Here is a 19835-nt window from a genome sequence, read left to right as displayed (position 1 = left end):
TGACACTGAGGAAGGCGTTCTGAATGCTCAAATCCATGCGGAGCGGCATCGCCCATCTGGCGGCGGCGGCAGGTCTGGCTCTGGCCGGTCTCGCCAGCGCACACGGTCAGGGGCTGATCCGGGATACCGAGACCGAGCTCGCCATGCGCGAGTACACAGATCCGCTGCTGGTGGCCGCGGGTCTCGATGTCAGCGCGGTTGATTTCTATCTTGTCGGCGACATGGAATTTAACGCCTTCGTCACGGGCGGCCAGAACATCTTCCTGAACACCGGGACGATTATCCGCGCTGAAAGTCCGAATGAAATCAAAGGTGTGATTGCACACGAAATCGGCCACATCGAAGGCGCCCACATCATCCGGCGCGGCGAAGCCAGCCGGGCCGGCATCGCCACCATGGCCGCCTCTCTGGGCGTGGGCCTGATCGCAGCGCTCGCCGGCGCGCCGGACGCTGGCGCGGCGATCATGGCGTCCGCTCCGCAATTCGGTCAGCTGAACATGCTGACCTATACCCGGTCCCAGGAAGCCTCCGCCGACCAGGCCGCCGTGCGCTTTCTGACCGAGACCGAGCAATCGGGTCGGGGGCTCGTGGCGACCTTCGAGCGCCTCGCCTATCAGGAACGAATCTCCTTCCAGCGCCGCTGGGAATATTTCCGCTCTCACCCGCTGTCTGCGGACCGGGTGGCGGCGCTGCGCCGGAATGTGGAAGCGTCTCCCTATGCAGACGTCACCGATACCGAAGAAGAAATCGCCGAGCTGCAACGGCTTCAGGCCAAGATCATCGGCTTCATGGCGCCGCCCGCGCAGACTTTCGCACGCTACCCTGAAACCGACACCTCGATCCCGGCGCGCTATGCCCGTGCAGTGGCGTTCTACAAGCAGGGCCTGACCGATGAGGCCGAGAGCGCCGTCAATGAATTGCTCGAGATGGAGCCGGAGAACCCCTTCTTCTTCGAGCTGAAGGGCCAGATGCTCTATGAGAGCGGCTTTATCGAGCGCTCCATCGAGCCTTATCTGCGGGCGGTTGAAATCCTGCCCGATGCGCCGCTTCTGCGCATTGGCTACGCCTCGGCGCTGATCGCCACCAATGAAGAGGCGAATGCCCGCGAAGCGCTGAGCCAGCTTCGGATCGCGCTCGTCAGCGAACCCCAGAACCCCTACGCCTGGTATCAACGCTCCCTCGCTCACCAGCAACTGGGCGAGATTGCAGAGGCGGAGCTGGCGACAGCGGAACGCGCCTATGCGGTCGGCGACCAGATGCAGGCGCATATCTTCGCCACACGCGCCCAGGAAGAGCTCGAACGCGGGACGGAAGCCTGGGTTCGCGCCACCGAAATCCTGGCGGTCACCCGGCCCGATACGCGCGAGATGCGCGAATGGAACCGGCGTGAACGCGAGCGCCGCCCGAACTTCCAGAGCCTGGACCGGCAGTCGCTGTTGCAGCCCTGAACGCGCTTGTGATTGTGCCCGCTGCATCAAACGCGCTAAACGCGGTGTCGACGCTTATCTGATTTCTGACTGGAGTTTTCATGCGCACCTTGCTGCTCGCCCTCGCCGTCACCCTGGGCATGACCGCCTGCGCCCCGGCGCAAGAACCGGCCAACCGCGCGGAGATCGAACAGATCGTGCGTGACTACATCCTGCAGAACCCCGAGATCATCGAGGAAGCGCTGATCGAACTGCAGCGTCGCGCCCGTCAGCGCGAGCAGGACGCCATGATGGGCGCCGTCACCTCCAGCGAAGACCAGCTGTTCGGCGATTCCCGCGACCCGTCTGTGGGCGCCGAGGCCCCGGTCGTGACCGTGGTGGAATTCTTTGACTATCGCTGCCCGTATTGCACCGTCGCCAATGAATGGATCCAGGAGACCCTTGAAGCGCATGGCGACCAGGTGCGCTTTGTGTTCAAGGAATTCCCGATCCGCGGCGAACAATCCACCAATGCGGCTCGCGCCTCTCTGGCTGTCTGGCGCATTGCCCCGGACAGCTATGAGGCGTTCCACAACGCTGTCATGAACGCCAGCGGCCCCCTGCCCGACGACCGCATTGATGCCTTCGCCGTCACGGCGGGCGTGGACGTCGCCGCCATGCGTGCGGAAATGGAATCAGAAGACATCACCCGCCAGCTCGCCGAAGTTCGCCAGCTGGCCCAGTCCATCGGCATCACCGGCACGCCCTTCTTCATCGTGGGCGACACCGTCATCCCGGGCGCTGATATCGAGGGCCTGAACCGGGCTGTGACCGAAGCGCTGTCACGTTAAGCACACTCTGAAACGGCGCCGGGTATAAATCCCGGCGCCGTTTACAGCTTGTTTCCCGCTTATAGTGAATCATCCCCGCGATTTTGAGGGGATGACCATGCAATCGAGACTGTTGCTTGCTGCCGCTGCAGCGCTTTCACTGACCGCCTGCGCCAATGTCGACGCTGTTTCTGCGCGCCAGTCCCCGCAACCGCTGATCACCCAAAGCGTCCATGTCGACGCCGCCAGCCCCTTCTATCACCAGATGGCGCTTGGCCCGGTCACCGGGACCTCGCAATTCTCCTGGTTCCTGCCTGAACCCAATCGCACCATTTTGCGTCCCCGGTTCGAGGCCGCGCTCGAACAGGCCGGTCTCGCTGCGCCCCACCGCGATCAGGCGCGCTATGTCATCTCGCTGGACTTTGATCATGTGGACGGGCCGGATTTCGGCTCCCATATGGACGCCGCCCTTCTGGGCCGGGTCTGGATCACTGACCGTCTGACCGGACGGATCATCATGGATGAACCCGTCGCCGCCCGCCGCGAGGCCTATTGGCCCGGCGTGGAAGAAGCAGGCTGGGCCGATGGCCGCGTCTATGGCGTGCTGAATATCCTGCCCTTCTTCTATGACAGCCCCTGGTTCAGCGTCGGCGCCCGCTGGGACACCACCTACCCGCCCTATAACGGGCCTGAATGGTTCCCGCTCATCCCGATCCGTATGCGCGAAACCGATAATGAGCTGATGGTCGGCCCGTCAGGCCGCGCTTATGGGGCCTGGTCGGGCGCCGAGCGCGCCTGGCAGGTCAATGCGCTGGTCAGCGACGCCCTCGCCGCCGCGGTCATGCGCGGAATGGCCGAGCGGGACATGATCGAGATCACCCATGTCCTGCCCTGCCTGGGCGGCACGGCCCTGCGCGAGTATGAGCACAGCCTGATGATGCGCGGCGAACGCGTGGCGCGTCCGGTCTGCGGTGATGTTCTGGATGATCTGCCGGTCGGCGCCGAGGCCCTGCGCCGCTCCAGCGCGTCCTAGATCAGCAAGCGGGCGGTTCAGGCTTGATCCGCCCGTCGTCCAGAATCTGCCAGAAAGGATTGTGCGCCACTTCCCAGGCGTGACCGTCCGGGTCGGCGAAATAGCCTGAATGCCCGCCCCAGAAGACGTCCTCACCGGGCTTGAGGATCGCGCCGCCGAGCTGTGCAGCCTGCTCAAGAATCGGCTGCACCTCCTCGCGACTGCGGACGTTATAGGCCAGCGCCACACGCCCGTTCGGCGGGTTCTGACGGCCCATATCCGCATCCAGCGCAGCGCCGCCGAACAACCCGACAATCACCCCGTTCAGGTCAAAGAAGACGATCTGCTCGCTCTCAGACGGCAGCGCTGACCATCCCATGCCTTCATAGAAGGCGCGAGCGCGTGCGAGGTCTGAAACCCCAAGCGTAATCATTGAAATACGTTGTTCCATGGCGTCCTCCCTGACAGGCGACACCATGGAACATTATAAGAACGCGGGCAAGCGGTTCAGATCAGGCCTGCCAACGGGCTCGACGGATCGGCATAACGCTTTTTCGGCATCCGGCCCGCCAGATACGCTTCGCGGCCCGCAATGACGGCGTGCTTCATTGCGCTGGCCATGCGCACCGGGTCTTTCGCCTCGGCGATGGCGGTGTTCATCAGGATGCCATCACAGCCAAGCTCCATGCCCACAGCGGCATCTGAGGCCGTGCCCACACCCGCATCCACGATCACAGGCACTTTCGCCTCTTCGATGATGAGGCGGATATTGACCGGGTTCTGGATACCCAGGCCCGAACCGATCGGCGCGCCAAGCGGCATGATCGCGCACGCGCCCGCGTCCTCAAGACGCTTGGCGTAGACCGGGTCATCCGAGGAATAGACCATGACCTCAAAGCCTTCCTTGACCAGCATTTCGCAAGCCCGAAGGGTTTCGGCCATATCCGGGTAAAGGTGCTTGGGATCGGAGAGCACTTCGAGCTTCACAAGGTCCCAGCCGCCCGCTTCGCGCGCCAGACGCAGGGTGCGCACTGCATCCTCGCCGGTGAAGCAGCCCGCCGTATTGGGCAGGAAGGTATATTGCTTGGGGTCGATGAAATCGACGAGCCGTGGCTGGCTGGGGTCAGACAGGTTCACCCGGCGCACAGCGACGGTGATCATGTCCGCGCCTGACGCTTCAAGCGCCCGCGCGTTCTGCTCATAGGTCTTGTACTTGCCTGTGCCGATGATCAGGCGCGACTTGAACGTCCGGCCCGCCACGACCAGCGGGGCGTCTTCCTGGGTCTGAGCGGTCATGGCTCACCCTCCTCCGACAAAATGCACGATTTCGAGCCGGTCGCCCGCTTCGATGCGAATCGAATCGTAGCCGTCGCGCGGCGCAATCTCGAGATTACGCTCCACGGCGACCTTGCGAGGATCCAGCTCCAAATGCTCCAGCAGCCCTTTCAGGGTCAGGCTGGAAGGGATCTGGCGGGTTTCCCCGTTCAACTCGACGTCTATCTGGCTCATGACCTGCGTCCCACGCACGGGTTTGCTTGTTCACACCCCCATCAGGTCGTAGAACCGGGGCTGGCAGTCAAGGCGCGCGGGCGCCCTTCCGCCTTCTCGGAGTGAGCAAACGTGTCGACCCTGAAACCCGTCTTCGTGCTGAACGGCCCCAATCTCAACCTGTTGGGACGCCGCGAGCCCGAGATTTACGGCACGACCACGCTTGGCGACATTGAAGAGCTGTGTCAGCAAACCGCTGAAAGCCTTGGCGCATCCATCGTTTTTGAGCAGACCAACCATGAAGGCGTTCTGGTGGAGCTGATCCACAGGGCGGGCGACGAGGGCTCCGCCATCGTGATCAATCCCGCCGCCTACACGCACACATCGATTGCACTGCTCGACGCAATCAAAGGGGTAGACGTGCCTGCAATAGAGGTGCATCTGTCCCAGCCTGTTGCGCGAGAGGCCTTTCGTGCGGTCTCTTATGTGTCACTTGCCGCCGCTGGCACCATCAGCGGTTTAGGCGCGCGCGGCTATGAGCTGGGGATTAGAGCCGCTGTGCAACTGGCGCAGGCGCGTGCGAAATAATGACTAGAAAGGGTAGTGAACCTATGGCGTCCACCACGTCGAACCCGCAGGTCGATTCCAAGCTCGTGCGCGAGCTGGCCGATATTCTCAACGACACCGAACTCACCGAGATCGAAGTCGAAAAGGGCGAACTGCGTATCCGCGTCGCGCGCGAAATCACCGCTGCGCCCGCGATCTATGCCTCCCAGCCCATGCATGCGCCCATGCCTGCTCCGGCCGCCGCACCGGCTCCGGCGCCCGCTTCCGCTTCCGCTCCGGAAACTCCGGCAGCGACCGGCGCCGCTGACGCCAAGAGCCATCCGGGCGCTGTGACCTCTCCCATGGTCGGCACCGTGTATCTGCGTCCCTCCCCGGAAGCGGACCAGTTCAAGAAGGCTGGCGACAGCGTGAAGGAAGGCGAGACCATCCTGCTGGTTGAAGCCATGAAGACCTTCAACCCGATCACCGCCCCGAAATCGGGCACTCTGACCGAGCTGCTGGTCGATGACGCGCAGCCGGTGGAATACGGCGAAGCCCTGTTCATCATCAGCTAGGCGGCGCTCATGTTTGATAAAGTCCTTATCGCCAATCGCGGCGAGATCGCCTTGCGGGTCCACCGGGCCTGCAAGGAAATGGGCATCAAGACGGTCGCGGTGCACTCTGAAGCTGACGCCAACGCCATGCATGTGCGTCTGGCCGATGAAAGCGTCTGCATCGGCCCGCCGCCCGCTGGTCGCTCCTATCTCAATGTGCCGGCCATCATGGCCGCCGCCGAGATCACCGGCGCCCAGGCGATCCACCCCGGCTATGGCTTTCTGTCCGAGAACGCCCGCTTCGCCGAGATCGTGGAAGCCCACGGCCTGACCTTTATTGGCCCGACCGCCGAGACGATCCGCCTGATGGGCGACAAGATCACCGCCAAGCAGGCCGCCATGGACGCCGGCATTCCGGTCGTTCCGGGCTCTGACGGCGCCATCACCGACATGGACGAGGCCCGCAAGGTTGCCCGCGACATCGGGTTCCCGGTGCTGATCAAGGCCGCCTCTGGCGGCGGTGGTCGCGGCATGAAGGTGGCGGAAAGCGAAGACAAGCTTGAAAGCGCGCTGCAGACGGCCTCCTCCGAAGCCCAGGCGGCGTTCGGCGACGGCGCTGTGTATATCGAGAAATATCTCGGCAAGCCGCGCCATATCGAGATCCAAGTCCTCGCCGACCAGCACGGCAATGTGGTGCATCTGGGCGAACGCGATTGCTCGCTGCAGCGTCGCCACCAGAAAGTGCTCGAGGAAGCGCCCTCCGTGGCGCTCGATGCAGAAGCCCGCGCCAAGATCGGCAAAGTCGTCACCGACGCTGTGAAAGCCATCGGCTATCGCGGCGCCGGCACGGTCGAGTTCCTGTATGAGAACGGTGAGTTCTATTTCATCGAAATGAACACCCGTCTTCAGGTGGAGCACCCGGTCACCGAAGCGATCACCCGCATCGACCTGGTGCGCGAGCAGATTCGCGTTGCAGCCGGCCACAAGCTCGACTTCACCCAGGACGACATCAAGTTCGAGGGCTGGTCCATCGAATGCCGCATCAATGCGGAGAACCCGGAAACCTTCACGCCCTCTCCGGGCACGGTGACCGAGTTCCACGCTCCGGGCGGTCTGGGCGTGCGCCTCGATAGCGCGCTCTATTCGGGCTATCGCATTCCGCCCTATTACGACTCCATGATCGGCAAGCTGATCGTGCACGGTCGGGACCGTGAAGAGGCGCTGCTGCGCCTCAAGCGCGCCCTGTCCGAAATGGTCGTGAGCGGCGTGGAGACCACCATTCCGCTTCATCTGGCGCTGCTGGAAGAACCGGCTTTCCTGAGCGGTGACTACCATATCCGCTGGCTGGAAAGCTGGCTGGCCGAGCGTCAGGGCAAATAGGCCTCGGAGACCTGTCATGCGCGGCTTCGGCGTTGAGGAATTGCTGGCCTGCTATGCACGCGGCGTATTCCCGATGGCGGAGTCGCGCAGCGACACCCGGGTCTATCTGCTGGAACCGGACGAGCGCGGAGTCATCCCGCTCGACCGCTTCCACATCCCCCGATCCCTGAAAAAGACTGTCCGTAGCGACGCCTTCACCTTCACCGTGAACCGGTGCTTCGAGACTGTCGTGCGCAGCTGCGCCGCATCCGCGCCTGGTCGCGAGGACAGCTGGATCAATGACCAGATCCTGATGCTGTATCTGGACATGCATGCCGAGGGGCACGCCCATTCAATCGAGGCGTGGAAGGACGGCAAGCTGGCGGGCGGGCTTTATGGCGTCTCTCTGGGAGCCGCTTTCTTCGGCGAAAGCATGTTCTCACGTGAGACGGACGCCTCGAAGGCCGCGCTCGTCGCGTTGATCGCCCGCCTGAAGACAGGCGGCTATCGTTTGCTGGACACTCAGTTCAACACCGACCACCTCACCCGCTTCGGCGCCGAGACGATCGCGCAATCGACCTATCGTGATCTGCTGGATGCGGCCAAGGACCAGCCGTCAGACTTCTTCGCCCTGCCTGAGGGCGTGAGCGGCGATCAGCTTCTGCAGTCAATCACCCAGACGTCATAGACGGGGTGCTCCAGCGCGTTGAGCGCGGGGTTAGACGCAAACATCCAGCCCGAGAACATCAGCTCGCCTTCCGCCTGGACGCCGAAGCCATCCGTGCGGCGATCCTCGATCTCCAGAAAGGCGTACACTTCCGGCGGTTCTTCGGGCGGGCGCTTCCGGCAATAGGGCACAGTGATCGACAGCGCGCCGAATTGCACTTCCTCGCCAATCGGCGCTTCGAAATCGCGGGTGCGGGCCGTCACCTTGTCCAGGCCGCGCAGAACCACGATCGAGCCCGGCTCGGACGTCAGCTCGGGCGCTTCAGGGTCCTGAAACGACGGAGTGCGCGTTTGCGCCTGAGAGCTCTCGTCCTCTGCGCTTTGCGCAAAGACAGGGGCTGCGCCGGTGCAAACAGCGGCAGAGACAGCGGCGGTGAGAAGCAGGGTGCGGATCATGGTCATCACTCTGTCAGGCGTTTGCGGCGAGACCAAGGCCCTGTTCAGGACTCCGAGCCTTCACCTTGCGAAGATGAAGAGCCGCGATTCATCACCGCCTGGCCGATCAGGTCAAACATATCCACCGCGCCTTGCGTGTAGGAAATCTCGCCACCGGCAGACAGGACATCCATGTCCCCGCCCGGCTCGATCTCCACAAACGCGCCGCCCAGAAGGCCGGCCGTTGCGATTTTCGCAGTGGAATCGGTCGGAATTTGGATCTCGCCGTTCAGCTCGAGTTCGGCTTCGGCGAAATAGGTTTCCTGGTCCAGACGCACGGCGGTCACCGTGCCGACCGGCACGCCCGCCACACGCACATCGGCGCCACGGGTCAAATCGCCAACCGAGGAGAAACGCGCCGTCAGCTTGTAGCCATCCGAGCCCGTGCCGTCGTCCACCTGCCCCTGGGCGTAGATGAAGAACGCGCCTGCAGCGAGCAAGACGATCAGGCCGAGAACGGTCTCAAGAATGGCGCCGCCACGCATGGGCTTACTCTCCCGGGGTCCAGGCTTCATAGTCCGACGCCGTGGCCTGACGCTGACGGGCAGAGCCTTGGGTCAGTGAGCCGGTCGGGCGATAGGCGTGCAGCGTGCCGGTCAGGTTGGGCTGGTGCTCTTGTTCCCAGTCCTTGCGCGGCAGCGGCGCATTGGCCGGCGCTTCGTCGAAGGTGTGGTGCATCCAGCCGTGCCAGTCAGACGGCACGCGGGAACCATCGGCATAGCCGTTATAGACGACCCAGCGGCGCGCCTTGCCGTCCGCGCCCGTGCCGCCCTTGCGTTCCTGATAGTATTTGTTGCCGAACTCGTCTTCCCCGACGAGCTCGCCAGAGCGCCAGATCGTCCAGGCTGCGCCAGCAGACGCGCCATTCCACCAGGTGAAAGCTTTTGACAGCAGGCCAAGCATGGCGTGCTCCTTCAACAAAATACTCGTGACCGCTATATGCCCCTGCGCACCCTTCGGGTCCAGTCATGGGCCCGCATTTGGGCGCCAAAACCCTGCTTTCGGTCGCGCAGCGTGGCCCTTTGGTCGCTGTGACAGGGCAGTTTTCCACGTTCGGGTTAAGAGGGCCCTGTTCAAGCTTCGACTCCGGGCGGGCGCCTCCGGTACCATGACGGTGATTCGCGCGCCCGAGTGCTAGGAGACGTCATGAGCCATCACCGCCGCCTCTCCCGTAACGGTGTTTCCCCGCTGGATGATTTCGCTTTCCTGAGCCGTCAGGCGGAAAGCCCTGATCCTGACGCTGTCGGTGATGAGGCCGAAGTTGAACTGCTGGCCCCTGAAGGCTGGGACGCTCGCAATATCGCGGCGCTTGTGGCGCTCAGCGACGCCCAGCCCGGCGATCAGCTTCACGCAGGGCATGTTCTGGCCGAGCTGGCCGAGCTTCTGTCACAAGATGGCGAGGTCGAGCGCGACGAGCTGCTGGCGAGCCTGCTGCATCGTGAAGCTTCCCCGGTCGCAGCGCTCTGGCGCGGCGAGGCTCTGCTCGCTCCCATCGCCCGCCCTGTCATCGGCGCGGAAGGCCTGACCGAGGCGATCAACGATCTTAATGCCGCCGAAATGGGCCAGGCCGCCGCCAATGTGGGTGCGCGGGTTCTGGCCGAGCGTCTGGAGGCGGTCGCCCTCGCCTGCGTCAACTGTGATGGCGGCGATGACGAATGCTTTGACCCGCGGCGCAACCGGGCGCTGGCCCGCGCCGTGCGCGCCGCCCGCCGCGATGGCGCGCCGGACGCCATGATCGAGCGCGCCATTGCGCGCGCCCGACAGGGCCTGATCACGCCGGAGCAAGGCCTGTTCTCCACCCCGCCCGCCCCCGAACTGCCGGATGTGCAGCTCGACCCGGCCTTCTTTGAAGCTGTGGAAGCGGATGCGCGGCTGGCGGATGGTCAGAGCGCCCGCGCGGTGATGAACCGCCTGTCCGAAGCGGTCTGGACCCATGGCCGCCCGGCCCTGCATTTCACCCCAGCCCAGCCTTCGCAGCCGGTCGCTGTTGTCCTCAACCTTGCACGGTTTGTCAGCGATCAGGCGCTTGATGAGGACGGACTGGCCTATGCGGCGCGCCTGTGGGGCAATGTGGCGGAGCGCACTTCCGGCTCTGTCGTCCTGACCGGCCTGGGCGCCGCGTTGACGGCCCTCGCCTTGCCCTATGACAGCGAGGATGCACGCGAGCGCTCCAAACACATCCTGCGTATTGTGCGCAGCGAATCTCCGGCGCCTGTCAGCCTGGAACGGCCCGACCCGATGGCGACCGGCCTTGTGGGCGCTGAATCGGTCGGCGTTCACCCGCCCGCCGCACTGGACGCCCCCGGCGGTCGCAGCTTCGCCTTCTGTGTGAGCGCGGCATTGAGCGCCCTGCCCGAAGACGAGCAGAAAATCGCACGCCGCCACGCCCTGGGCGCCGGCGCGCTGGCCGGTCATACGGCCAACTGGATCACACAGCTTGAAAATGCCGGCGTGGACGAGGCCGGTTTCGCCCGGATCGACGCCGCGCTGAGCGATGGCGTCCCGCTGCGCTTCGCCATCAACCGCTGGAGCCTGGGTCCGGAAGTTGCGCGCCGCTGCGGGCTGAGCCCGGAGCATTTTGACGAAGCGGGCCCCCGCCTTCTGGAAAAGCTGGGTGTTGATCCGCTCGAAGTGGTCGCCGCCGAGCGCTATGTGCACGGCGCCGGTCGACTGGATGATTGCGAGACGCTGAGCCCCGCCCTGCGCGCCGTCTTTGCGGATCCTGCGCCTGAGGCGCGCCTTGCGATGGCGGAAGCCTGTGAGGATGTGCTGGAAGGCACGGCCAGCCTTGAGCTGGCGCTTCCCGGTTCAAGCTCGATCGAGGAGCTGGGCGCCCTGATCGTGTCCAGCGCGCGCCGCGGCCTGACCGGCCTTGCGATCCGCCGCGAGGGTGATGCGCTCTATGACCTTCTGAACACCATCGAATACGAGACTGGGGATTCCGTGCGCCGCTCGGTGATCGCCGAGGAGCGCGTGGTCGAGCGCGTGGTGGAGAAATATGTCGAGCGCGCCGCCGAGCGCCGCAAGCTGCCTGATCGCCGCAAGGGCTATATCCAGAAATCCACCGTGGGCGGGCACAAGGTGTATCTGCACACCGGGGAATTCGAGGATGGCGAGCTCGGGGAAATCTTCATCGACATGCACAAGGAAGGCGCCGCCTTCCGCTCGCTGATGAACAATTTCGCGATCTCCATCTCCATCGGCCTGCAATACGGCGTGCCGCTGGAGGAATATGTGGACGCCTATCTGTTCACCCGGTTCGAACCTGCGGGCGATGTGGATGGAAACGACTCCATCAAGCACGCCAGCTCGATCCTGGATTACATCTTCCGTGAGCTGGCGGTGAGCTATCTGGGACGCGAGGATCTCGCCCAGACAGATCCGCACAATTACGATCCGGGCGGACTTGGCAAAGGTGTCGAGCAGGAGAAGCTGATCCGGGAAGCCGACCCCACAAGCCTGATCTCCAAGGGCTTCTCGCGCGGCCAGCTGCCGGACAATGTGGTCATGCTGGGGAGCCGCCCCAAGCCGGGAAAGCCTGAGGGCGCTGCAGAAGGCAGCGGTTTCGAGTTCGATCCCAAACCCAAATCAGGGGGCGTCTCTTCGGGCGGCGCCAATGTGGAGCGGCTCGAAGAGCATGTGGTCAACTATCATGGCGACCCCTGCCCTGAATGCGGCCATTTCACCGTGATCGAAAACGCCGGGCTTCTGGGCTGCGACGCCTGCGGTTGGGCGGGCAAGGTCTAGTATAAAGGCCTGAAACTTGCGAGACGCAGACCGGTAACAGACAAGGTGTGCGCCATGTTGAAACAGGTTTCGGCCCTTCTGGGCCTGGCTCTGACGCTTGCAAGCCCGGCTTTCGCCCAGAACGCCAGCGAGATCGCGCGCGTTCAGGCCGGTCAGTCCTGTCCGGGATGCAATCTGTTCCAGGCGGATCTGAGTTATCTGGACCTGCCGGGCGTGGATGTCTCCGGCGCGCGCCTGCGTCAGGCGGATTTGAGTCTGGCCACCATGAACCGGGCGAATTTCTCGCGCACCAACCTCTCGATCGCCAATCTTTTCGGCGCGCGGTTCACCTCGGCGAGCTTCGCCCATGCCGATCTGAGCCGGGCGACAGCCGTCGGCGCCTATTTTGGCGGCGCGGACATGACAGGCGCGCGACTTGAAGGCGCGAATCTGTCAGGGGCCGAGATGGAAACGGCGCGGGGTCTGACCCAGTCCCAGCTCAATCTCGCTTGCGGCGATGAGAGCACGCAACTGCCTCACGGCCTGTCGATTCCGCGTTGCCGCTAAACGGGTTCACTGCAACTTACTACGATTTAAGTCGCTCCCTGACGGCAGGCGGACTACATCTAGGGCATGCCTTTTCGCACTGTCATACTGGCTCTGGCTCTGACCACGGGATTGTCCGCCTCCGGACATGCCGGTGAACCGCACCGCCGTCTGTATATCGGCGGCGATTGCCGGTCCTGTGTCTTTGCTGACGGCAATCTGGCCGGCGCGCAAATCGTCGGCGGCGATCTGTCAGGCTCCAACTTTTCCAACGCACAGATGCTGGGCGCCCAGCTGGTCGACCTCAACCTGTCCGGGGCTGACTTCAATGAAGCGACCCTGATAGAGGCCCGCCTGTCGAATGTGTCTCTGGATGGCGCAAACCTGTCAGACGCCTTGCTGGTGCGCCTGCGTGCGCACCAGGTGAGCCTGCGCGGCGCCAATCTGGATGAAGCGGACCTCAATGGCAGCGTCTTCCTTCTGTCCGATCTGAGCGCCGCCAATCTGAGCGACTCCAATCTGCCGGATTCAGTCTTCCGCCAGGCCGATTTCAGTCATGCGGATCTGCGTGACGCCAACCTGACGCGCGCGCACTTCTTCGGGGCCCGTCTGCGGGGCGTGGATGCGCGCGGCAGCCTGTTCCAGAACGTGATCTTCGAGAACACAGATCTGAGCTATTCCGATCTGCGGGATGCAGACTTCTCAAATGCGCGCTTCATGGCAGTCAATCTGTCCTCGAGCGATCTGCGCGACGCCAACGGGCTGAGCGCGGAGAACTTCCAGCATGTCTGCGGCGACGAGAACACCCGCCTGCCCTTTGACTACTCCCTGACCCGATGCTCAGAGGATGGCGCGCTGGTCTTCACGCTGCGCCGCTCTTCCGAAGCGGTAGCGGCCGTCCCGGCCCCAAGCCTTGAGACCCAGCGCGACGAGTTGCAACGCGCCAGCGCCGAGCTGGAAGCCGCCCTGGCGGAAAACGGCCTAGCCACCCGCATGCGTGAGCGTGAGATGGCGGTGGCCCTGCGTCAGGCGGTCACCGAACTGCGCAACGCCGCAGAAGACATCACTGTGCGCATCAATGAGTCTGAAAGCCAGGACAGCGTTGAGCGGGCGATCGAACAGGCCACTGCAGAGGCGGTGCGCGATTCCCTGCGCGTCGCCGCCCGCGCCCTGGCGGAGGCCCAGGCCAGCGGCGATCTGGAAGCGGCAAGCTGGGAGTTCGACATTCATCCCACCGAGCTGGGAGAACACATCCGCAGCATTCTCGAACAGGCAAGCCCGGCGCCCAAACCGGTGCTGGAAACGCCGACTCCGCCCGACGCCGCGCCCGTCTTTCCGCCCAAACTGCCCACCCCGCGCATGCAGGCCGAGCTGGAGCGCATTGAAGCGCGCCGCATCGAGCAGGAAGCCGAACGCGCCCGCCGCCAACAGGAAGCCGCCCAGCGCGCCGAGGAACGTCGTCAGCGCCGGGACGAGATCGATCAGCGGCCCCAGCCGCCCCATCCGCCGCAACCGCCTCAGGACGAGCGCTAAGCCATAAAGAAAAACGGCGGGTCGATGACCCGCCGTTTTCATGTCTGGCTGAGGCTGAGCCCCTAGCCTTCTTTCTTGGCTTCGGGAACGACCGTGCGCAGGTGCAGTTCGCGCAGCTGACGCATCTCGGCCGGGGCCGGCGCGTTCATCATCAGGTCGCGGGCCTGCTGGTCTTTCGGGAACATCACGACTTCGCGCAGGTTCTCCTGATCGGCCAGCATCATCACGATGCGGTCCACGCCCGGCGCAATGCCGCCGTGCGGCGGAGCGCCATAGCGGAAGGCGTTCAGCATGCCGCCAAAGGCTTCTTCCACCACGTCCGCGCCATAACCGGCGAATTCAAAGGCTTTCAGCATCACGTCCTGACGGTGGTTCCGGATCGCGCCTGAAGACAGCTCGATGCCGTTACAGACGATGTCATACTGCCAGGCTTTCAGGCCCAGAAGCGTTTCATGGTCGTCCTTGCCGAGCGCCATGAAGTCTTCGGGATCCATTTGCGGCATGGAGAACGGGTTGTGGGAGAACTCCACCTTCTTGTTCTCGTCATCCCATTCATACATCGGGAAATCGACGATCCAGCAGAAGCGGAAGACGTTCTTCTCAAACAGATCCAGTTCACGACCCACCACGTCGCGCGCCTTGCCCGCGAAGCTGGCGAACGCGGACGGCTCGCCTGCGGCGAAGAACACCGCGTCGCCAGCCTCAAGACCCAGCTGGGTGCGGATGGCGTCGGTGCGCTCGGGACCAATATTCTTGGCGATCGGGCCTGCGCCTTCCAGCGCGCCGTTCTCTTCGCGCCAGAAGATGTAACCCAGACCCGGCTGGCCTTCCTTCTGCGCCCAGGAATTCATCCGGTCGCAGAACGCGCGGCTGCCGCCCTTGGGAGCCGGGATCGCCCAGACTTCCACTTTCGGGTTTTTCTCGATCATGCCCGCAAAGACCTTGAAGCCCGAACCGGCGAAATGCTCGGTGACGGCTTCCATCTCGATCGGGTTGCGCAAGTCGGGCTTGTCCGAGCCGTATTTGCGCATGGCTTCGGCGTACGGGATACGCGGGAAAGCGCCCTCGGGCACTTCACGGCCATCGGCGAATTCGTTGAACACGCCCGCCAGAACCGGCTCGATCACGCCAAAGACCTCGTCCTGGGTGACAAAGCTCATTTCCATATCAAGCTGGTAGAATTCACCCGGCGCGCGGTCGGCGCGGGCGTCTTCGTCGCGGAAGCACGGCGCGATCTGGAAGTAGCGGTCAAAGCCGGACACCATGATCAGCTGTTTGAACTGCTGCGGCGCCTGGGGCAGTGCATAGAAATGGCCCGGATGCAGACGGGACGGCACCAGGAAGTCGCGCGCGCCTTCCGGGCTGGACGCCGTCAGGATCGGGGTCTGGTATTCGGTGAAGCCCTCATCGACCATGCGGCGACGCAGGGAGTCGATGATCTTGGAGCGCAGCACGATGCGCTTGTGCAGGCTCTCGCGGCGCAGGTCGATATAGCGGTGCTTCAGGCGCACTTCCTCAGACCAGTCCGGCTCACCGAACACCGGCAGCGGCAACTCTTCAGCAGCGGACTGGACCACCAGGTCCTCGACCAGCAGCTCGACCTCGCCCGTGGGCAGGTTCGGGTTCACGGTGTCCTCGGTGCGCGCCACGACCTTGCCGGTCACGGTGACAACGCTTTCCGCGCGCATGCGCTCGAGGGTCGCGAAATTGGGATTATCAGGCTCCAGCACGCATTGGGTCAGACCGTAATGGTCGCGCAGGTCCACAAACAGCAGACCGCCATGGTCGCGTTTACGATGGATCCAGCCGGAAAGACGCGCGGTTTCGCCCACCTGGGCTTTACGCAGCTGTCCGCAGGTATGGGTGCGATAGGCGTGCATGGAAATTCGTCCGTTTCAATTGGGCGGTCGAGAAGCGGTTGGAAAAGGAACGTTTGCGGCCTTTCTGTCAAGCCATGCAACAGAGTTAAGCGCAAAGCGCTGCACACTGGGCGCTTGTGAGGCGAAGCGAACACATCGAATTTGCCTCAATGCGCGCCAAGTTCTTCCATACCGGCTTCTGGGCGCTGGCGGGAACGCTGGCGATTCTGTGCTCGCCGCTCCTTCTCTGGCCCGGCCCGAGACCGGCGACCTTCGCCATCGGCGCGTTCGCCAAACTCTTCCGGCGCTGGCTGCGCATGTGCGGCGTGAAGGTCGAGTATCGCGGTCTTGAGCACATCCCCGAGGATCAACCGGTCATTCTGGCCGCCAAGCATCAATCCTATGGCGACGGCTTGTGTCATCTCGCCCGTGATCCGCGCCTCGCCTATGTGATCGGCGACCACATGCTGCGCTTCCCGCTGGTTGGGCTCTACCTGCAGCGGGCCGAAGCGGTGGTGGTGGATAATGACGCCGGTCGCCGCGCCAATGGCGCACTGGATGACGGCGTGGCGCGGTTGATGAAGGACCAGCGCTCCGCTCTCATCTTCCCTGAAGGCGGGCTGACGCCTGTGGGCGGCGGACGGCGCTTCCGCAAGGGCGTGCATCGTCTGGCGCAGGTGCTCGACCGCCCCGTCATCCCGGTCGCCACCAATCTGGGCTGTTTCTGGCCTGAGCAGGAGCCTGTGCTCTATCCGGGCACGGCGATCATCGAGTTCCTGCCGCCCATGAGCGCCGACAGCGACAGCCGCAGCTTCATGGCGGCGTTGCAGGCGCGTGTGGACGCCCGAACGCGGGTGCTGGAGGCGGAAGCCCTGGCCTTGCGCAGCACCGACTAAGCGCTTCCCTGCCAGCGCCACAACGCCTCAAACACCACAATCCTCCCAATCTCCCAATGCCTTAAAGCACGGCGCGCCCCACACAGTGAGTGAACACTCACTCAGTGTTGACACACCCCATTGCCCGCGCCATAGTGAGCACATGGTGAGTGAACGCTCACTTCTTCAATATCCGCCGCTCGCAGTTCCGCGGGCTTAGCCCTGGAGAGATCCAAATGGCCAATGACGCACTTCCCGGCGCCTCTGATCCCCGCGGCGTGACGGCCGTGGACGGCACCGCCAAGGCGCGGATCGAACGCGCAGCGCTGGTGCTGTTCTCCCAGAACGGCGTCGATGCGGTCTCCACCCGCGAGATCGCCAGCGCGGCTCAGGTCGCAGAAGGCTCGATCTACCGTCATTTCAAGAGCAAGGAAGTGCTGGCGGAAGCCCTGTTTGAAGCCATCCACTCACGCCTGTTCGATCTGGTGGAAACAGCGCTGGAAGACGCGAGCGGCTTTGAAGACGCCGTCACCCGCGTTGTCGAGGTCTATTGCGAGGCGGCGGACGAAGACCCGGCCCTGTTTGAGTATCACCTCATCCACATGTTCCGCTTTGGCCGCACCGAGCGGGAGGGCCGCCCGGACCCGGTCAGCCTGATCGCCGAGGCCATCGCCCGCGCCATCAAGGCCGGAAACTGCCCCGAAGGCGATCCCGAGCTGAAAGCCGCCGCCGCGCTCGGCGTGGTGCTCCAGCCCGCCGCTCACCGCATGGCCGGACGGCTGCACGGCCTGATGACCGCGCGCAAGGCCGAGCTGGCCCGCGCGGCCCTTGCCGCACTCATGGCGGCCTGAGCCTCTCTCCCTCACACCTTTCCACGACGGCTAAAGGAGGATTCCCATGATCCGCTCCGCCGCCTATTTCGTCGCCTACTGGCTGATCACCGTCATCTTCGCGCTGGTCTGTTCGCTGCTGGCGCTCATTCCGGGCCGCAAGCCCCTCGCCTATGGCATCCAGATGTACGGTTCGGCCCAGCTGGTCGCGCTCTATTTCATCGCCGGCGTCAGCGTCGAGGTGCGCGGGCGGGATCGTCTGCCGCGCCAGCCCGCCGTTATCGCCGCCAAGCACCAGAGCTGGGGCGACGGCTTTGTGATGGTGTCCGAGCTGGCCAATCTGTCCTTTGTGGCGGGCGATCACCTGTATCGCTTCCCGCTGGTGGGCCGCATCCTGAACAAGTTGGGCGCGATCGTGCTGTCCAATGGCGGCGGCGATGACGCCCGCGCCCGGATGAACGAGAGCCTCGACATGCTGCGCCGCGAAGGCCGGGACGTGCTGATCTACCCTGAAGGCCATCTGGCCGCGCCAGGCGAGAAACACGCCTATCGCAAGGGCGTGTGGCACCTTTACGCTGACCTCAATCGGCCCTGCGTGCCGGTGGCCACCAATCTGGGCCTCGCCTGGGACCAGCAATCCTTCAAGAAGACCCCGGGCCGCGCGGTGGTGGAGTTTCTCGACCCGATCGAGCCCGGACTTGAGAAGGACGCATTCATGCAGCGGCTGGAAGCCGTGATCGAAGCGCGCACCGACGCGCTGGTGAAGGAGGGCCTGAAATGAGCCTGAAGATCGTCTCCACCCTGATGACCCAGCGGCGCTTCCTGCCGCTGTGGATCGCCCAGACCCTCGGCGCCTTCAACGACAATCTGTTCCGCTATGCGCTGGTGGCGCTCGCCACCTATCAGGGCTGGACGGTGTTTGGCCTTGATAACCAGATCATGGTGCCGCTGGCGGCCACCGCCTTCACCGTACCGATCTTCGCCTTCTCCGCCATCGCGGGTCAGGTGGCGGACCGCTATGACCGCACGAAGATCATGCGGATCGCCAAGTTCGCCGAGATCATCCTGATGATCCTCGCCGCCATCGGTTTTCTGTTCCAGCTGCCGCTCGCATTGCTGGTCACACTTTTCCTGATGGGCGTGCAATCAACCTTCTTCCTGCCCGCGCGCAATTCCGCCCTGCCCTCTTTGATGCAGCCCGAAGAGCTGGTGCCCGCCAACGCCGCGCTGTCGGGCGCCATCAATGTGGCCATCCTTGTGGGCGCCATTGGCGGCACCTTGCTGATCGCGCCCGATTGGGGCGTGCCCCTGATCAGCGCGCTGCTGGTGGTGATGGCGGTGCTGGGCTGGATCGCCATGCGCCAGCAGACCCCGGCGCCGGGCGGCAATCCCGAGCTGAAGGTGCGATGGGGCGTTCTGGGCGTGATCTGGGAAACCCCGCGCATGCTGGGCTTTGCGTTCCGCGCACCCGACGTGTTGCGGCCCTTGCTGGGCGTCGCCTGGTTCTGGATGCTGGCCGCTGCGGTCATCACCGTCCTGCCGCTCTTCACCCGCGATGTTCTGGGCGCGGATGAAGGCGTGGTCGCCGTCTTCCAACTGATCTTCACCATCGGGGCGGCGCTGGGCGCGGTGATCTGCGGCTCGCTGGCCAAATCCGGCGACGCCCTGCGCTTCTCGCTGATCGGCGCGATCATGCTGACCGTCTTCCCCGCCGATATTGCGCTCTACACGCTGGGCCGCGCGCCGGACGCAGCGCTGATCAGCGCCGACGCTTTCCTAACGGACCGGGGCAACTGGCGCATCCTGATCGATCTCGCCCTGTCGGCGGTCGGCGGCGGCCTGTTCCTGGTGCCGTTGCAGGCCATGGCGCAACGCCGCGCGAAGGAAGAGATGCGCGGGCGTCTGCTGGCCGCCTCCGGCGTGCTCAATGGCCTCGGCGGCACATTGGGTCCGCTGGTGCTCTTGCTGATCGGGGCCAGCGCCCTGCCCCTGCAGGCGGCCTATGGCTTCGTCGCTCTGGGGTCTCTGGGCGCGGCGCTTTTCATCGCCTCGCGCATGCTGGTGCGGCGTAAAAACACTCAGTGAGCAGAGGGCTCGCCAAAGGGCGAAG

Annotated in this window: 21 protein-coding genes; 14 read left to right on the top strand and 7 right to left on the bottom strand. The window is 64.2% G+C overall.

Annotation, left to right across the window (positions count from 1 at the left end; genetic code table 11):
- The first annotated feature begins 23 nt into the window (after nt 1–23).
- The 3 genes from ACFELO_RS05985 to ACFELO_RS05975 all read left to right on the top strand — a co-directional run bounded on the left by ACFELO_RS05985 (nt 24) and on the right by ACFELO_RS05975 (nt 3269).
- Nucleotides 24–1448 (top strand): M48 family metalloprotease, encoded by a 1425-nt coding sequence (locus ACFELO_RS05985; protein ID WP_440959635.1) that lies wholly within the window; start codon nt 24–26, stop codon nt 1446–1448.
- Between the two features lie 80 nt (nt 1449–1528).
- Nucleotides 1529–2257, top strand: a complete 729-nt coding sequence (locus ACFELO_RS05980; RefSeq protein ID WP_440959634.1) for a DsbA family protein — start codon at nt 1529–1531, stop codon at nt 2255–2257.
- 97 nt (nt 2258–2354) lie between these two features.
- Entirely contained in the window at nt 2355–3269 is a 915-nt protein-coding gene (locus ACFELO_RS05975; protein WP_440959633.1) for a hypothetical protein, read from the top strand.
- Between the two features lies 1 nt (nt 3270).
- Here the strand turns inward: ACFELO_RS05975 and ACFELO_RS05970 are convergent, their stop codons facing one another.
- From ACFELO_RS05970 to thiS, 3 genes are read right to left on the bottom strand one after another with little or no spacing between them, the layout of a single operon-like run.
- On the bottom strand, nt 3271–3699 hold the full coding sequence (locus ACFELO_RS05970; RefSeq protein ID WP_440959632.1) for a VOC family protein: 429 nt from the start codon (nt 3697–3699) through the stop codon (nt 3271–3273).
- 56 nt (nt 3700–3755) lie between these two features.
- Nucleotides 3756–4544, bottom strand: coding sequence for a thiazole synthase (locus tag ACFELO_RS05965; protein ID WP_440959631.1), 789 nt, complete (start codon nt 4542–4544; stop codon nt 3756–3758).
- 3 nt (nt 4545–4547) lie between these two features.
- The gene (gene thiS / locus ACFELO_RS05960) at nt 4548–4757 is read right to left on the bottom strand and encodes a sulfur carrier protein ThiS (protein ID WP_009801070.1); all 210 of its coding nucleotides are present in this window, start codon (nt 4755–4757) and stop codon (nt 4548–4550) included.
- A gap of 120 nt (nt 4758–4877) precedes the next feature.
- Between thiS and aroQ the strand changes: the two genes are divergently transcribed.
- From aroQ to aat, 4 genes are read left to right on the top strand one after another with little or no spacing between them, the layout of a single operon-like run.
- Nucleotides 4878–5324: a type II 3-dehydroquinate dehydratase gene (gene aroQ, locus ACFELO_RS05955; RefSeq protein WP_440959899.1), complete on the top strand. Its 447-nt coding sequence runs from the start codon at nt 4878–4880 to the stop codon at nt 5322–5324.
- A 23-nt stretch (nt 5325–5347) separates the two neighbouring features.
- Nucleotides 5348–5857, top strand: coding sequence for an acetyl-CoA carboxylase biotin carboxyl carrier protein (gene accB, locus ACFELO_RS05950; RefSeq protein ID WP_440959630.1), 510 nt, complete (start codon nt 5348–5350; stop codon nt 5855–5857).
- A gap of 9 nt (nt 5858–5866) precedes the next feature.
- A complete protein-coding gene (accC, locus tag ACFELO_RS05945; RefSeq protein ID WP_440959629.1) occupies nt 5867–7216 on the top strand; it encodes an acetyl-CoA carboxylase biotin carboxylase subunit in 1350 nt (449 codons plus the stop codon).
- 16 nt (nt 7217–7232) lie between these two features.
- Nucleotides 7233–7883, top strand: coding sequence for a leucyl/phenylalanyl-tRNA--protein transferase (gene aat / locus ACFELO_RS05940; protein WP_440959628.1), 651 nt, complete (start codon nt 7233–7235; stop codon nt 7881–7883).
- Here aat and ACFELO_RS05935 read toward each other — a convergent pair.
- From ACFELO_RS05935 to ACFELO_RS05925, 3 genes are read right to left on the bottom strand one after another with little or no spacing between them, the layout of a single operon-like run.
- Nucleotides 7850–8317: a DUF2155 domain-containing protein gene (locus ACFELO_RS05935; protein ID WP_440959627.1), complete on the bottom strand. Its 468-nt coding sequence runs from the start codon at nt 8315–8317 to the stop codon at nt 7850–7852. The two genes, aat and ACFELO_RS05935, sit on opposite strands and share 34 nt — an antisense overlap.
- Nucleotides 8318–8361: 44 nt before the next feature.
- A complete protein-coding gene (gene mlaD, locus ACFELO_RS05930; protein ID WP_440959626.1) occupies nt 8362–8841 on the bottom strand; it encodes an outer membrane lipid asymmetry maintenance protein MlaD in 480 nt (159 codons plus the stop codon).
- 4 nt (nt 8842–8845) lie between these two features.
- Complete coding sequence (locus ACFELO_RS05925; RefSeq protein ID WP_440959625.1) at nt 8846–9259, bottom strand: NADH:ubiquinone oxidoreductase subunit NDUFA12; 414 nt, start codon at nt 9257–9259, stop codon at nt 8846–8848.
- A 243-nt stretch (nt 9260–9502) separates the two neighbouring features.
- Here ACFELO_RS05925 and ACFELO_RS05920 point away from each other — a divergent pair, with 243 nt between their 5' ends.
- The 3 genes from ACFELO_RS05920 (at nt 9503) to ACFELO_RS05910 (ending at nt 14161) form a co-directional block, all read left to right on the top strand.
- Nucleotides 9503–12103 (top strand): TSCPD domain-containing protein, encoded by a 2601-nt coding sequence (locus ACFELO_RS05920; RefSeq protein WP_440959624.1) that lies wholly within the window; start codon nt 9503–9505, stop codon nt 12101–12103.
- A 54-nt stretch (nt 12104–12157) separates the two neighbouring features.
- Nucleotides 12158–12649: a pentapeptide repeat-containing protein gene (locus ACFELO_RS05915; RefSeq protein WP_440959623.1), complete on the top strand. Its 492-nt coding sequence runs from the start codon at nt 12158–12160 to the stop codon at nt 12647–12649.
- 66 nt (nt 12650–12715) lie between these two features.
- Nucleotides 12716–14161 carry a pentapeptide repeat-containing protein gene (locus ACFELO_RS05910; protein ID WP_440959622.1) on the top strand — a complete coding sequence of 482 codons (1446 nt, stop codon included), beginning with the start codon at nt 12716–12718 and terminating at the stop codon, nt 14159–14161.
- Nucleotides 14162–14223: 62 nt separating this feature from the next.
- Here ACFELO_RS05910 and aspS read toward each other — a convergent pair whose 3' ends face one another.
- Nucleotides 14224–16041: an aspartate--tRNA ligase gene (aspS, locus tag ACFELO_RS05905; RefSeq protein ID WP_440959621.1), complete on the bottom strand. Its 1818-nt coding sequence runs from the start codon at nt 16039–16041 to the stop codon at nt 14224–14226.
- Nucleotides 16042–16190: 149 nt separating this feature from the next.
- Here aspS and ACFELO_RS05900 point away from each other — a divergent pair, with 149 nt between their 5' ends.
- The 4 genes from ACFELO_RS05900 to ACFELO_RS05885 all read left to right on the top strand — a co-directional run bounded on the left by ACFELO_RS05900 (nt 16191) and on the right by ACFELO_RS05885 (nt 19810).
- Nucleotides 16191–16916 carry a lysophospholipid acyltransferase family protein gene (locus ACFELO_RS05900; protein ID WP_440959620.1) on the top strand — a complete coding sequence of 242 codons (726 nt, stop codon included), beginning with the start codon at nt 16191–16193 and terminating at the stop codon, nt 16914–16916.
- A 215-nt stretch (nt 16917–17131) separates the two neighbouring features.
- Nucleotides 17132–17746, top strand: coding sequence for a TetR/AcrR family transcriptional regulator (locus ACFELO_RS05895; protein WP_440959619.1), 615 nt, complete (start codon nt 17132–17134; stop codon nt 17744–17746).
- A 46-nt stretch (nt 17747–17792) separates the two neighbouring features.
- A complete protein-coding gene (locus ACFELO_RS05890) occupies nt 17793–18506 on the top strand; it encodes a lysophospholipid acyltransferase family protein (RefSeq protein ID WP_440959618.1) in 714 nt (237 codons plus the stop codon).
- Complete coding sequence (locus ACFELO_RS05885) at nt 18503–19810, top strand: MFS transporter (protein WP_440959617.1); 1308 nt, start codon at nt 18503–18505, stop codon at nt 19808–19810. The genes ACFELO_RS05890 and ACFELO_RS05885 overlap by 4 nt, the downstream gene beginning before the upstream one ends.
- The last annotated feature ends 25 nt before the right edge of the window (nt 19811–19835 follow it).

It is taken from the genome of Oceanicaulis sp. LC35 (genome assembly GCF_052055585.1).
Taxonomy (GTDB): Bacteria; Pseudomonadota; Alphaproteobacteria; order Caulobacterales; family Maricaulaceae; genus Oceanicaulis.
Note: the sequence above shows the minus strand (reverse complement) of the source record. Positions and strands in the feature narration are given on the sequence as shown.